At 67.3% G+C, this 13,942-nt stretch carries 13 protein-coding genes; 5 read left to right on the forward strand and 8 right to left on the reverse strand.

Annotation, left to right across the window (positions count from 1 at the left end; translation table 11 throughout):
• The 7 genes from U1E69_RS15870 to U1E69_RS15900 form a co-directional block, all read right to left on the reverse strand.
• On the reverse strand, window positions 1–1,841 hold a 1,841-nt coding region (locus U1E69_RS15870; RefSeq protein ID WP_322245359.1), incomplete at its 3' end, for an efflux RND transporter permease subunit.
• A gap of 4 nt (window positions 1,842–1,845) precedes the next feature.
• Window positions 1,846–2,982, reverse strand: a complete 1,137-nt coding sequence (locus U1E69_RS15875; protein WP_322245361.1) for an efflux RND transporter periplasmic adaptor subunit — start codon at window positions 2,980–2,982, stop codon at window positions 1,846–1,848.
• Between the two features lie 239 nt (window positions 2,983–3,221).
• Window positions 3,222–4,154, reverse strand: coding sequence for an HAD-IIA family hydrolase (locus tag U1E69_RS15880; RefSeq protein ID WP_322245363.1), 933 nt, complete (start codon window positions 4,152–4,154; stop codon window positions 3,222–3,224).
• Window positions 4,147–4,914 carry a glucose 1-dehydrogenase gene (locus U1E69_RS15885; RefSeq protein WP_322245364.1) on the reverse strand — a complete coding sequence of 256 codons (768 nt, stop codon included), beginning with the start codon at window positions 4,912–4,914 and terminating at the stop codon, window positions 4,147–4,149. The genes U1E69_RS15880 and U1E69_RS15885 overlap by 8 nt, the downstream gene beginning before the upstream one ends.
• Window positions 4,915–4,917: 3 nt before the next feature.
• A complete protein-coding gene (locus U1E69_RS15890; protein WP_322245365.1) occupies window positions 4,918–5,478 on the reverse strand; it encodes an SIS domain-containing protein in 561 nt (186 codons plus the stop codon).
• Window positions 5,475–6,824, reverse strand: a complete 1,350-nt coding sequence (locus U1E69_RS15895; RefSeq protein WP_322245367.1) for a sn-glycerol-1-phosphate dehydrogenase — start codon at window positions 6,822–6,824, stop codon at window positions 5,475–5,477. The genes U1E69_RS15890 and U1E69_RS15895 overlap by 4 nt, the downstream gene beginning before the upstream one ends.
• Entirely contained in the window at window positions 6,821–7,882 is a 1,062-nt protein-coding gene (locus U1E69_RS15900; protein ID WP_322245370.1) for a sn-glycerol-3-phosphate ABC transporter ATP-binding protein UgpC, read from the reverse strand. Before U1E69_RS15900 ends, U1E69_RS15895 begins: the two co-directional genes overlap by 4 nt.
• Window positions 7,883–8,020: 138 nt before the next feature.
• Between U1E69_RS15900 and U1E69_RS15905 the strand changes: the two genes are divergently transcribed.
• The 5 genes from U1E69_RS15905 to xylB all read left to right on the forward strand — a co-directional run bounded on the left by U1E69_RS15905 (window position 8,021) and on the right by xylB (window position 13,647).
• A complete protein-coding gene (locus tag U1E69_RS15905) occupies window positions 8,021–9,361 on the forward strand; it encodes a sugar ABC transporter substrate-binding protein (protein WP_322245372.1) in 1,341 nt (446 codons plus the stop codon).
• Between the two features lie 105 nt (window positions 9,362–9,466).
• Complete coding sequence (locus U1E69_RS15910; protein ID WP_322245373.1) at window positions 9,467–10,345, forward strand: sugar ABC transporter permease; 879 nt, start codon at window positions 9,467–9,469, stop codon at window positions 10,343–10,345.
• A 59-nt stretch (window positions 10,346–10,404) separates the two neighbouring features.
• On the forward strand, window positions 10,405–11,232 hold the full coding sequence (locus U1E69_RS15915; protein ID WP_322245374.1) for a carbohydrate ABC transporter permease: 828 nt from the start codon (window positions 10,405–10,407) through the stop codon (window positions 11,230–11,232).
• Between the two features lie 7 nt (window positions 11,233–11,239).
• On the forward strand, window positions 11,240–12,208 hold the full coding sequence (locus U1E69_RS15920; RefSeq protein WP_322245375.1) for a sugar-binding transcriptional regulator: 969 nt from the start codon (window positions 11,240–11,242) through the stop codon (window positions 12,206–12,208).
• Complete coding sequence (gene xylB, locus U1E69_RS15925) at window positions 12,208–13,647, forward strand: xylulokinase (RefSeq protein WP_322245376.1); 1,440 nt, start codon at window positions 12,208–12,210, stop codon at window positions 13,645–13,647. Before U1E69_RS15920 ends, xylB begins: the two co-directional genes overlap by 1 nt.
• Window positions 13,648–13,669: 22 nt before the next feature.
• Here the strand turns inward: xylB and U1E69_RS15930 are convergent.
• On the reverse strand, window positions 13,670–13,942 hold a 273-nt coding region (locus U1E69_RS15930; protein WP_322245378.1), incomplete at its 5' end, for a putative inorganic carbon transporter subunit DabA.

Below are 13,942 nucleotides of genomic sequence, written 5' to 3' on the forward strand. Positions count from 1 at the left end.
GCCAGGGTCAGCACCATGAAGCCGCGGCTGCCGCCCCCGTTGCCGGCGATGGCGAAGACGCTGGCCACCTCGCCCGAAGCGCGCAGGGGTTCGACCAGCGCTTCGATCTCGCGCATCTTGCCGTCGGTATACTCCAGCGCCACGCCCTGCGGGGCGGAAACCGACAGAAGGATCACCGAGCGATCCTCGGTCGGGGTCAGTTCCTGGCGCAGGGTGGTGAAGGTCGCAAAGCCCAGGGCCGCGAACAGAAGGGCCACGGCGACCGCGACCAGGGGCGCGTTCAGGCAGCGGCGCAGGGTCCAGGCATAGGCGCCCGACAGCGCGTCGCCGACCCGGTCCAGCCAGCCGCGCTTTTCCACATGCGGCCGCAACAGCCGCGCGGCCAGCACCGGGCAGAGCGTGAGCGCGGTGACCGAGGACAAGAGGACCGCGATTGCCAGCGTGAAGCCGAATTCGCGGAAAAGCCCGCCGGTCTGGCCAGGCAGGAAGGACAGCGGGATGAACACGGCCGCCAGGGTCACGGTGGTGGCAAGGACGGCGAAGAACACCTGTTCGGCCCCAAGGACAGCAGCGGCGCGCGCACCCATGCCTTCGGACCGGCGGCGAACGATGTTTTCCAGGACGACGATGGCGTCATCGACCACGATCCCCGTGGCAAGCACCAGAGCCAGCAAGGTCATGATGTTGATGGAAAACCCGACCAGCCAGATCGCGGCAAGCGTGCCGATCATCGCCACCGGAATCGCCACGACCGGGATCAGTGTCGCCCGCGCGTCGCGCAGGAAAAGGTAGATCACCGCCGTCACGATCAGGACCGACAGGACCAGCGCCAGTTCAACCTCGTGGATCGCGCCCTGGATGAAGTCGGCGCTGTCCGAGGTGACATACATCTGCACGTCCTCGGGCAGAAGCGGCTGGAGGTCGGCCACCACCTTCCGAACGGCGGCCGAAATCGCCAGCGAGTTGCCGTTGGCCTGCCGGATGATGCCAAGGCCGATCCCGGTCTCGCCATTGGCGCGCAGGACCGAGGCACCGGGTTCTGGGCCAAGTGTCACTTGCGCCACGTCGCCCAGACGCACGTCTCCGGCGATGGTCAGGGCCTCGATCTCTTCGGCGGTGGCGATGGCCGCCGTGGTGCGGACCTGCAGCGTCTGGCGGTCCGAGCTGAGGGTCCCCGCGGGCGCTTCCTGCGCGACATTGGCCAGGACGGCGCGCAGGTCGGCCACGGTCAGCCCGCGCGCGGCAAGTTGCACCAGGTCGATGTCCACCCGGAAGGCCAGTTCGCGGTCGCCGAAAATCTGCAGGTCGGCCACGCCCGGGGCAGCCAGCAGGCGGGCCTCGGCCAGATCGCTGACCAGGGCGGTCAATTCGTCGGCGGTGCGTTTGGACGAAGTGACGGCGATGCGCAGGATCGCGTCAGAGTCCGCGTCGGACTTGACGACGCGCGGTGCATCCGCCCCGTCGGGCAGGGAGCCTGCCAGCCGCGCCACGGCATCGCGCAGGTCGGTGGCGGCGATGTCCAGATCGACACCGTCCTGGAATTCGACCGTCACCCGGCTGGAGCCGAAGCGGGAAGAAGACGAGATCGTCTCAACCCCCGGAATCCGGCTGGCCGCGCCTTCCACGACCGCCGTGACCTCGCGGTCGATGGTTTCGGGGGCCGCACCCGAATAGTCGGTCGAGATCGACACGACGGGCCGTTCTACCGCCGGAAGCTCGCGCACATCGACGCCAAGCAGCGCGGCAAGACCCGCGATGACGATCAGCGCGTTCAGCACGAAGGCCAGCACGGGGCGGCGGACGAAAAGGGCGACGCGTTGGGACGCGGAGGCGGGGGTCATCGCGTCAGCTCCGCGGTGGGGTGACGGTGACGGCCGACCCGGGGCGCAAGAGGTTGACGCCTTCGGTCACCACCAGGTCGCCGGGCGCGAAGTCGCCCTCGACCAGCACGAAGTCGGCGTTGCGCTGCATGATGCTGACGGGCAGCCGCGCCGCCTTTGCCTCGCGCACGACCCAGACATAGGCCCCGTCCGAGCCCCACTGGATCGACAGGGGATCGACTGCCGGATAGCTGGCGCCGGTGAAGGCAAGGTCGATGCGGAAGGCCATGCCGGCGCGCAGGCGGTCGCCAGGATTGGCGATGCTGGCCTTGACGCGCAGGGTGCGGCTGGCCTCGTCGACGCGGTTGTCGACCGCGGTGATCCTGCCTTCGACCGTGCTGTCAGGAAGCGAGGCCGCCGCGGCGCTGACCGTATCGCCCAGCTGGATCAGGGGGGCCAGGCGTTCGGGCACCCGAAAGTCCAGGATCAGGGTAGAGCGGTCCTCGATCCGGGTGATGACCGTGGCGGGGGTGACAAGATCCCCCGGTTGGGGCTGGATCAGGCCCACAACGCCCGGGATCGGGGCCAGAAGCTGGTGGTCGGCCAGGGTGCGTTCGGCGATCTGCAGTTCCAGTTCGGCGGTGCGCAGGGCCAGTTCGGCCTCTTGCCGTTGCAGCGAGGTGGCGGTGCCGGATTGGGCCAGCTGGCCCAGCCGGTCGACGGTGCGCTGTGCGTCCTCCAGCACCAGCCGGGCGCGGTCGACCGACAGCTGCGCGCCCGCGGCATCAAGCTGGGCGATGACGGTCCCGGCCTCGACCCGGTCGCCGGGCGCGACCGGAATTTCGGTGATCCGGCCCGTGACGCTGAAGGCAAGGTCGGCCGCCTGCGCGCCCTGGCCCGAGCCGATGACGGACAGCACGTCCTGCATTGACTGGGTCGTTACCGGCAGGGCCATCACGGGCACCTCACCAGCCCCGCGCGCGCCCTGGCCGGGGCGGCCCTCTTCCTGTTCGTCGACCTTGACCAGCCCGGCTGTCGTCAGCGGACCCAAAAGGCCGATGCGGTCCAGCCAGGGATGCGTGCCAGGGACAAATCGGGCCGAGACCGGAACGGCCACCGCGCCAAGCAGTGCGACGACAAGAAGCTGGACGCCAAGCTTCATCCAAAGGCCTTTCCTGATCGGCTGCGGCCCGTGCTGCCGGGACCGGACATCCGAAGTTGCTGCAGTGCGGACGAAGGTCCTGCGTTGGACTTAACCCGGCGGAAGACAAGGCAAGGCCTTCTTCGGTTCATCCGCTGCACAATCGAGGTGCGAGGCCCGTTCCGCAAGTCACCTTCGGTTGAACCAGGGTCCAGCGTTGACCGCTATTCGCGCGGTCGGATGATCCGGCGCTGTCGTCCTTAAATGCTGCCGATGATGAAGTCTGGGGTCATGCCGGAGGCTGTGATGAAGGGGTGGACGTCCAGCCCGGCGAAAAGGCCGTGATCGGTGACAAGGACGCTGCGACAGCCCGCCGCCGCGCCGCCAAGGACGTCGGTGTGCAGCGTGTCGCCCACCATCGCCAGGCGTCCGGCGGGCAGGCCGGTGCGGGCGATGCCTTCCGCGAAAGCCTCGGGGAAGGGTTTGCCGAACCAATGCGTCCGGACTTGCACCTCGTCAAGAAGGGCATTGCCGAAAAGGCCCGGCTCCAGCGTCAGCCCGCCTTCCCGGGGTGCAACGAGGTCGGGGTTGGCGATGACCAGGGGGCGCGGGCGCTGCAGCAGGGCTGAGATCAGGGTGGCCTGCAGGGCAGGGGTCCAGCGCGCGGTGGACAGGAACAGGACCCCGTCCGCAGTCCGAAGTGCCGAAGGATCGGCTACCGCGTCCACCAGCCGTGCGGGGATGTCGGCGAAGGTATCGCCTTCCGCCGCGATGGCGGCCCAGGTGGCACCGGGGGCGATCGTCTCCAGCCGCGCCACGGCGACATCGCGTGAGGCGACGACCTCATCTGCGGTGAAGTCGAAGCCCAGGCGGTGATACTTGGCCAGCAGCTGCGCGCGGGTGTAGCTGGCGGCGTTGGTCAGGACTGCCAGCCGCTTGCCCCGTGCCCGCAGCGCACGAAGGCGTTCCACCGCGCCGGGGATCGCCGTGTCGCCGACGTTCAGGACCCCGAAGGCATCCAGCAGGAAGCCATCGACATGATCGGCCACCTCTTCCAACGAAGGCAGGTGCAGCGACTGCGTCGGGAAACGCGCCTGTGGCAGGCGGGGGCGGATCTGTTCGTAGCGGGCAAAAGCGGAACGGGCGTCCGACAGCATGTCGCCCGCGCCGGCATCGAGAGAGACGTCAGACACTGGTGAACCCGCCTTCGACCATCAGAAGCGCCCCGTTGACCATGCTGGAGGCGTCGGAGGCGAGATAAAGCGCGGCATCGGCCACTTCCACGGGCTCGGCAAAGCGGCGGGCGGGGGTGGCGTTGCGGAAAGGGTCGCCCTTTTCGGGCTTGCCCCAGACCTCTACCCCCATCGGGGTCATCACCACCGTGGGGCAGATCGCGTTGACCTGCACGTTGTGACGCGCCCATTCGGCGCAAAGCGATTTCGTCAGCGCGTTAAGGCCGCCCTTCGAGGACGCATAGGCCGCATGGTCATCCAGCGCGATGACCCCGGTCTGGGAGGAGATGTTGATCACCTTCCCCCAAGCTTGCGCGATCATCGCGGGGGCCAGCGTGCGGGCGGTCAGGAAGGGCGCACGAAGGTTCACGGCCATCATGCGGTCCCAGTCCTCGGTCGTGAAGTCCACGGCGGGGGCCACGTTGGCGATCCCGGCCGAGTTCACCAGGATATCGATGGTGCCCCATTCGGTCAGGGCGCGCTTACAGGCCTCGACCGGCTCGGTCGGGTTGGCCATTTCGGCCACCAGGGTCAGACAGCGGCGGCCCTGGGCGCGGACGGCGTCGGCGGTGGAGGCAAGGTCCGCCTCGTCCCGGCCAAGGGCGACGATGTCGGCCCCGGCCTCGGCGAAGACCCGGGCGATCTCGGCCCCGATCCCTTTCGAGGCGCCGGTGATCAGCGCCTTGCGGCCTGCAAGCGAAAATCGGTCCTGCCAGGACATGGGTTACTCCAGGTTGGTATGGCGGGCGCGCATCGCCTGCGGGTCCACGGCCAGGCGGTCGCGCAGGGCCAGAACCAGCAACTCGAACGCAAGATACTGCGCGCCTTCAAACAGGGACCCCATCGGCAGGACCGAGGTGGCCTGGCCGCCCTGGTCGTTCGCCATCGTCTGGGCCGGGATCAGGAACACACGGTCGGCGGCCTGGGGGGCGCTGCCGTAGGGTTGCGCGGTGACGCAGGCGATGCGGGCACCGGCCATGCGCGCGACGCCGATCAGCCCGTCGACCGTGGAGAACCCGCCCGGGCCTGCGCTGACGACCAGCAGGTCCCCCGCGCCGACCGGCGGGCAGGACATGTCGCCCACCACATGCGCATCGAGGCCGAGGTGATACAGCCGCATGGCGAGCGCCCGCATCATCAGCCCCTCGCGTCCGACGCCGTAGCAGACGACCCGTTTCGCCTGGGCGAGTTCGGTGACCATCCCCTCCATAGCGGCGGGGTCCATGGCGGCCACGGCGTCGCGGATTTCCGCAGCCGCGCGGGTGGCAAGGTCGGAAAGCGTCATGTGCCCACCCTGGACTGCGCCGCCCCCGGCAGGGCGGCAACGGCAGCTTGATCCAGAAGCCCGACCTCGTCCAGCAGGTCGAGGATCGTGTATCTGCTGCGCAGGAAGCGGGCCTTCAGGATCGTGCGGTAAAGGTAGGCCGGATCGACGCCAATGTCCGCCGCCTGAACCGGAGCGCCCGCGCGGGCAAGGTGCTGCGCCATGCGGTCGGCGGTCCAGAGCCGGGCGCGCAGCCGGGCGGAAAGGTCAGGCCACACGTCACGCAGCCGGGTCAGGCGGGCTTGCAGAGCCGCGCCTTCGACATGCTTGGTGCGGGTCTCGACGATGGCGCGGTCAGCGATCTCACCAGGGCCGAAGCGGTCGCGGATCTCGGCTTCCTTGGCGGCCAGGCTTGGTGCATCGGCGGCGCGGAGGCTGGGGTCCAGAGTGGTCAGGTCCTGGGCCAGCAGCCAGTCGTACATCCGCAGCGCCGTCATTGTGCCAACCGCCACACAGGCCCCGTGGCTGACCCTTTCGCCGCCGTGGTGCAGGTCGTCCATTTCCCACAGATGCGCGATCTGGTGATCTGCGCCACTGGCAGGACGTGAGGAGCCATGTGCCTCCATCGCAAGTCCGACAAGGGTAAGGCCAAGGAACAACCCCTCGACCGCATCCCGGTCGCCCGCCGCGATCCGGTCGGGCTGCGAGAGCCAGCCGTCGAGTCCGTTCTGGACCATCGGCCAGGCGATAGCGTCGATGGCTTCGATCCCCAGGGCGTCCGCGATGATCCAGTCGCCGCCCGCCGGAACCTTCCCGGCAAGGTCGCCATAGCCCCAGCCGGTCATCTCGGCCGGGGCGGCGGCGATGACGTCAAGGTCTGCCACCAGGGCCCGTGCCGGACGGCAGGGAATGGTCTTCTTGAAGCCTTTCTCGGACAGGGGCGCTCCAGCGGAAGTGTAGCCATCCATGCTGGCCGCGGTCGCCACACAAAGGTAGTCGCGCCCCAGCGCGAAGGCCGCATGCTTGACCAGATCGTTTACCACGCCAGACCCGACCGCGACCGGCGCCGAGTCATCCTCTTCCAGAATGTCGCGCAACTGGGTGGCAAGTTCGACCGTCGGTTTCGGGCGGGGTGTGGCGGGCAGGATATGCGTCCGGGTCGTGATCCCGGCGGCTTGCAATGATCGTTCGACCGCCGCACCGGCAGCGGCCCAGGTGTTTTCGTCGGCGATGATGCAGGCATCGCCCGGGCCAAACCGGCGTCGGTAGACCGCGCCCACATCGGCCAGAACCCCGCAGCCGATCAGCACTTCCATCACGCTTTGCGACCGGGCGACCGCATCGCCAATCAGGTCCGGTCCTGTCATCTTGGCACTCCACCCGAAGCGAGCGTCCGCCCATCCGCCGCAAAGTGGTGCAGGCGTGCGGGCGGGAAGTCCAGACCGACGACCGCCCCGTGGTCCAGCGCCGTGTCCCCCTCGGCGCGGACGACCAGCGTCTCGCCCCCGGCAAGGCGGACGTAAAGATAGGCGTCGCCGCCCAGCGTTTCGCAGATGGTGACCGTTGCCTGCAACTGGCCCTGTCCGGCTGGGCGCAAGGCAACATGCTCGGGCCGGATGCCCAGCTTGACCGAGCTGTCAGGGGCGGCCCCGAGCGCCACGCCTTCCACCATCGCCTGTCCGCCCTGCACCTGCACGCCAAGGAAATTCATCGCCGGGGCCCCGATGAACCCCGCGACGAACTCGGTTGCCGGGCGGTTATACAGCTCCATCGGCGGGCCGACCTGTTCGATCTTCCCTGCGTTCAGGACCACGATCTTGTCGGCCATCGTCATCGCCTCGACCTGGTCGTGGGTGACATAGATCATCGTGGCCTTGAGGTCGCGGTGCAGCGCCTCAAGCTCCACCCGCATCTGGACGCGCAGCTTGGCGTCAAGGTTCGACAGCGGCTCGTCAAAGAGGAAGACCTTGGGTTCCTTGACGATGGCCCGCCCGATGGCGACGCGCTGGCGCTGGCCGCCAGAGAGCTGGCCGGGCTTGCGGTCAAGGTAGGGTTCCAGTTGCAGGATGCGCGCGGCCTCGGCGATGCGGCGCTTGCGGTCGTCGGGGGGGAAGTTGTTGACCTTCATCCCGAAATCCATGTTCTCGCGCACGGTCATGTGCGGGTAAAGCGCGTAGGACTGAAAGACCATCGCCACGTCACGGTCAGACGGGGCAATGCGGGTCACGTCGCGGTCGCCGATATGGACCGTGCCACCACTGATCTCCTCCAGACCAGCGATGGACCGCAGGAGGGTGGACTTGCCGCAGCCGGATGGCCCGACGAAGACCGCGAATTCGCCATCCGCAATGTCCAGCGAGACGGAATGCAGCGCCTGCGCGCCGCCGTAGAACTTGTTGACGCCTGACAGCCTGACCTCGGCCATGCCGACCCCTTCCCTTGCGCCCTCACTGTGACGCTGACTGTGATTTTCCGGTTGACTCGCTCCGGTTTCGATACATTTATATGTGCAGCGTTACAAATGGAAGTCAACTCTGCAACGCTGAACCTTAGGGAGGTTACAATGAAACTCAAGTCGCACGTCAGCGCCCTTGCGCTGGCCTCCGCGTCGCTTGCCGCATTGACCGGCGCGGCGCAGGCCTGGTCGCTGGAAGAGGCCGCCAAGCCCTATGCCGGGACCGAACTGGAAGTGCTGTTCCTGGACCGTCCGGGCTATAACGCCGCGATCCAGATGCTGCCGGAATTCGAGGCGGCGACCGGCATCAAGGTCAACTACACCACCGTGCCGTACGAGAACGCGCTGGGTGAACAGGTGCGCGACTTCGTGGCCGGAGGTGACCTCGACATCGCGCTGATCGACCTTGTCTGGATGGGCAACTTCGCCGAAAACGGCTGGGTCGTCCCCTCCGAGACCTTCATCAACAACCCGGAACTGGCCGATCCCGAACTGGACATGGCCGACTTCTTCCCGCTGGTGCTGGACGCCTTCGGGTCGTGGAACGGGGTGAACTACGGGCTGCCCTTCGACAACTATTCGGGCCTGCTGTTCTACAACCGCTGCATGCTGGCAGACGCCGGTTTCGACAAGCCCCCGGCCACCTGGCAAGAGGTGATGGACACCTACGGCCCGGCCCTGACCAAGGACGGCAAATACGCCTATGCGCTGCAGTCCAAGCGCAATGAGACGCAGTCCGCCGACAGCTTTGCGCGGTTCCTGTGGCCCTTCGGCGGCAGCTTCCTGAACGCCGAGTTCAAGTCGAACCTGCTGTCGCCTGAGTCTCAGGCCGGTCTTCAGTTCCGCCAGGACCTGATGAAGTTCATGCCCGAAGGCATCGTCGCCTATGACCATGCCGAGACGGTGAACGCTTTCGCGCAGGGTGACGTCGCGATGATCACCGAATGGTCGGCCTTCTATTCGACCGTGGTCAGCCCCGACACCTCGAAAGTCGCGGACTGCGTTGAAATCGCTCCGGAACCGACGGGACCGGCGGGCCGGAAACCGGCGCTGGGCGGCTTCTCACTGGCGGTGGCGACCCAGGCGGATGACGCCGAAAAGGCGGCGGGGTGGCTGTTTATCCAGTGGGTGACCTCGAAGGCCAACGCGGGCAAGTATCTGGAGATGGGCGGCGTCCCGGCGCGGCAGTCGGCCTATGCCGATCCGGCGCTGGCCGAGACGTTCAAGTTCATCCCGGCGCTGGTCGAAAGTTGGAAGGAAGGCGTGCCGGAGTTCCGTCCGCGCTTTGCCGAATGGCCCGCGATCACCGAGATCGTGCAGGAATGGGGCACCAAGATGATGCTGGGTGAAGTCAGCATCGAAGAGGGCTCGAAGATGATCGGCGAGAAGATGGAAGCCGTCCTTGCCGAGGCCGGGTACTACGACGGCAAGAAGCCGCTGGCCCAGTAAGTCAGTCGCTGTAATCTCCTCCCAGGAGACGTGCCTTCGGGCACTCAAGGCCCCCGTCCGAACGGCGGGGGCCACACTACCCGCAGACCCGAAACGAGGGACCCGATGACCTTCCGTGTGCCCCGGCGCACTCTTGCCGCCTTCCTTGGCCCCGCCGTCGCGGCGCTGGCCATCGTGGGCATCGCGCCGCTCTTGTATGCGGTCTGGAAAAGCCTGCACTACTTCAACCTGACCAAACTGGCGCAACAACGTTTCGTGGGGTTGGAGAATTACGCCGCCGTCCTGACCGACCCGGTTTTCTGGCAGGCGATGGGACGGACGGGGCTTTTGTTCCTCATCGCGGTGCCGATCCAGATCGCGCTGGGCCTTCTGATCGCGCTGGTCCTGCATCGGCCCGGGCTGACCTTCTGGAAGACGCTGACCCGACTAAGCCTCGTCCTCCCGATGGCCACGACCTACGCCGTGGTAGGCCTTCTGGCGCAGGTGATGCTGAACCAGAAATACGGCGTCATCAACCAGATGCTGGGTTGGGTGGGTGTCGATTCGATCAATTTCATCGGCGATCCGACAAATGCATTCATTGCCGTCGTGATGTGGGACATCTGGCAATGGACCCCCTTCGTGGCGCTGGTCCTCCTCGCAGGCCTCTCTACCGTCCCGCCCGAGATCGAAGAGGCCGCAAAGCTGGAAACGAAGTCGAACTGGACCGTCCTGCGCTATGTGCAACTCCCGTTCCTGATCCCCAGCCTTGTGGCCGTCCTGATCCTGCGCACCGCCGATACGTTGAAGCTCTTCGACATGCCCTTCACCATGACACGGGGCGGGCCGGGGTCCGCGACCGAGTTCATCGCGGTCCTGATCGAGCGTGTCGGCAACCGGCAGTTCGACATCGGCATGGCCGCTGCGCAGTCGATCATCATGCTGGCGATCACCATTGTCCTCGCCCGCCTCTATATCCGTCTCTTCTACCGCGAGGTCCGCTGACATGGCCGCACTTCCTGCACACCGCAAGGAAGCGATGAGCCCCACCGGGAGGCACGCTGATGGCCGCCCCCATCCAACGCCGCAGCCTCTGGGGCGAAGGCCTGCTTCTCCTCCTCATCGGCCTTTTCTGCGTGTTTCCGTTCTACTGGATGGTCACCACCAGCCTGAAGACCCAGGTCGTCGCCCTGGAATCCCCGCCGGTCTGGTGGTTCACGCCCACGCTGGCGAACTACTGGGAGGTCCTGTTCGTCGACAAGGTCGGCCCCGCCCTCATCAACTCGATCATCGTCGCGGTCTGCACCACCACGCTGGCCGTCGGGCTTGGAACTCCCGCCGCCTATGCGCTGGCCAGGTTCGAGTTTCGCGGCAAGACCGACCTGTGGTTCTGGTTCATCACCAACCGGTTCGTCAGCCCGGTGGTGCTGGCCTTTCCGGTCTTCCTGATCAGCCGCGAGCTTGGCCTGCGCGATACGCACCTGGCGCTGATCCTGATGTATCTGACCTTCACTCTGCCCATCGTGATCTGGATCTGCACCGACCAGTTCCGGTCGATCCCCCGCGAGTTGGACGAGGCGGCGATGCTGGAGGGCGCAAGCCAGTGGCGCATCTTCCGCTCGATCTGCCTGCCCTTGGCGATGCCCGGCGTAGCGGTCAGCAGCATCCTGTCCTTCATCTTCAGCTGGAACGAGCTTCTCTTTGCCTACATCCTGGCCCCCAAGGCCGCCAAGACCGCGCCTGCGATGGCGGTAACTTTCATGGAAGGCTACGACGTGCCCTACGGAAAGATCATGGCGACCTCGACGCTGATCGTTGTCCCCGTCTTGATCTTTGCGCTTCTGGCGTCAAAACACCTTGTCCGGGGCCTGACGATGGGGGCCGTGAAGTAGGGTCCAGATGGCGCGCGCACCGAAGCTTCCGCAGATCGACACCGAGGAGCGTTTTCTGGCGCAGGTCGCCTGGGCCTATCACGTCGAGGGCCTGACGCAGGAGAAGGTCGCCGAAAAGCTGGGGGCCACCCGGCTGCGTGTGAACAAGGCCCTGTCCGAGGCCACCGCCCGGGGCCTTGTCCGTATCACCTTCAACACCGCCTTCGCGGCCTGCGCGGAACTGGAGGCCGCGCTGCGCGCCAGGTTCGGGTTGCGTCAGGCCTATGTGGCCCCGGCCCCGATGGAGCCGCGCGATGTTCAGATGATCGTCGGTGCCGCCCTGGGCAACCTGCTCTCCGAGGTGCTGACCGACCCCAAAGTGCGGCTCTTCGGCATGTCCTGGGGCGGCACGCTGAACATCGCCACCCGCTTCGTGGCGGCGATGGAACGCCCGGACCTTGAGGTGATCAGCGTCATGGGCGGCCTGACACGCGGGTCGGACCTCAACAGCTTCGAGATCACCACGCGGCTGGCTGATCTGGTGGGCGCGCAGCACAGCTATTTCACCGCGCCGCTGTATGCCGGCAGCCGCGAAAGCCGCGACACGATCATGCAGCTCGACGTGTTCCGCGAGGTGTTGGAAAAGCTGCGCGGGGTCGATGCGCTGGCAATGGCGGCGGGGGATATCTCGAAGGCCTCGCTGCTGATGCGCGACGGGTTGCCTGGCGACGTGACGATGGACGACCTGCGCGCGCTGGGGGCGGTGGGCGACGTGTTGGGCGTGGTGATCGACGCCGAAGGCCAGCCCATCGCGCATCCGATCAATGAGCGCGTCATCGGCATCGGCCTGGATGACCTGGCCGACATCCCCAACGTCATCCTTGCCGCCGGGGGGCCGCACAAGGTTTCGGTGGTGCGCGCCGTGCTGAAGCGCGGGGTCGTCAACACGCTGGTGACCGACGAGACCACCGCCCGCGCCCTGTTGGAGCGGGTCTGATGCATATCGGGATCGACCTTGGGACATCGGGCATCAAGGCGGTGCTGATCGAGGACCTTTCGCGGGTCGTCGCGGTGGCGGCAGAGCCGGTGGCGGTCAGCCGCCCGAAAGTGGGATATTCCGAGCAGGACGCCGATGTGTGGGTCTCGACCGTCTATGCCTGCCTTGACCGGCTGGCGGCGAGCGCCCCAAGGGAGATGGCGGCAGTCCGCGGCATCGGGCTTTCGGGCCAGATGCTGGCCGCGCTGATCCTGGACGGGGACCTGAAGCCCCTTCGCCCGGCGATGCTGTGGAACGACCAGCGCGCACTGGCCGAATGTGCCGAGCTGCTGGCGGCGGTCCCGGACATCGGGCGGCGGACGAACGGCACGCCCGATCCCGGCATCACTGCGCCAAAGCTGATGTGGCTGCGCAAACATGAGCCCGCGCTCATGGACCGGGCGCGGATGCTGCTGCTGACCAAGGACTATGTCCGCCTGGCGCTGACGGGCGAGGTTGCGACCGAACCCTCGGACGCGGGCGGCACGCAGCTTCTGGACGTGGCCTCGGGGCAGTGGGACCCGGCCTTGTGTGCGGCGGTGGGCTGGGACCCTGGTTGTCTGCCTCCGGTTCTGAAGAGCTGGGCCGAAGCGGGGCGGCTGACACCTGCGCTTCTGGCGCGCTGGGGCATGACCGGCCCGGTGTCGGTCGCGGCGGGGGCGGGCGACAACATGGGGTCGACGCTGGGGGCAGGGGGCGCGCGGCCGGGCGATGCGGTTCTGACCATCGGCACCTCGGGCGTGGCCTGCATCGTTGACGCGGCCTTTCATCCGGGGCCAGAGCGGGCGATCCTGACCTCGGCCCATGTGGTGCCCGATGTGTACCTTTCGATGGGGGTCGTCATGTCGGCGACGGCCAGCCTGGATTGGGTCGGCCAGCTGACCGGGCGGATGGTTCCCGATCTGGACGCCGAGGCCACGGCCTTCGTGGCGGCTGAAGGGCCTGCCACGGCCCCGCTCTTCCTGCCCTGTCTGACCGGCATCCGCACCCCCCTGAATCGCCCCGACATGACGGGGCGCATCACCGGGCTGCATCCTGGCGTCACCCCCGCCATGCTGGCCTATGCGACGATGGAGGGCGTGGCCTTCCAGTTCTCCGACTGCATTGCCGCGCAGAAGGAAGTCGGCGTTCGGCCTGAACGCTTCACCGTTGTTGGCGGCGGGACCCGCAGCGCGCTTTGGCTGTCGCTGCTGGCCACGGCGCTGGACCGGCCGGTCAGCCTGATCGAGGGGGCCGACATGGCCGGCCCCCGTGGTGCAAGCCGCCTTGCCGCTGTGGCCGCGGGCGCTCCGCTGGCCTGTCTGCAGGCCCCCGCCGTCCCGACCGGGGTCATCGAACCTGACCCCGGCCTGAAGGACCTGCTGGCCGACCGCCGTGCTGCGATGTGGGCGCCGCTTTAGCGGGGACCTTTGCCGGGCGCGGTCAGGCGGCCAGGCCGGTGACTGCCGCACCGGTATCCCACCTGAGGCCCGGCAGATAACGCGCCGCGACACGCCCCTCTTGCAGAGCAAACAGGTGGAGCCAGCCGTTGTCGAACAGCTGCCGGACGCCGTCATGCTTGCGCAGGATCTGGGTCATCGCGTCGATCGGGGCCTCGACCATCACCGACAGCCGCAGCGGGACATGCGCCTGGGTTTCGCCGTCATGAATGGTCTGGATCGGCAGGCCGGGACGCAACAGGCCGCCGTTGCCTTC

It is taken from the genome of Tabrizicola sp., assembly GCF_034366665.1.
In the GTDB taxonomy this organism is placed as follows: Bacteria; Pseudomonadota; Alphaproteobacteria; order Rhodobacterales; family Rhodobacteraceae; genus Tabrizicola.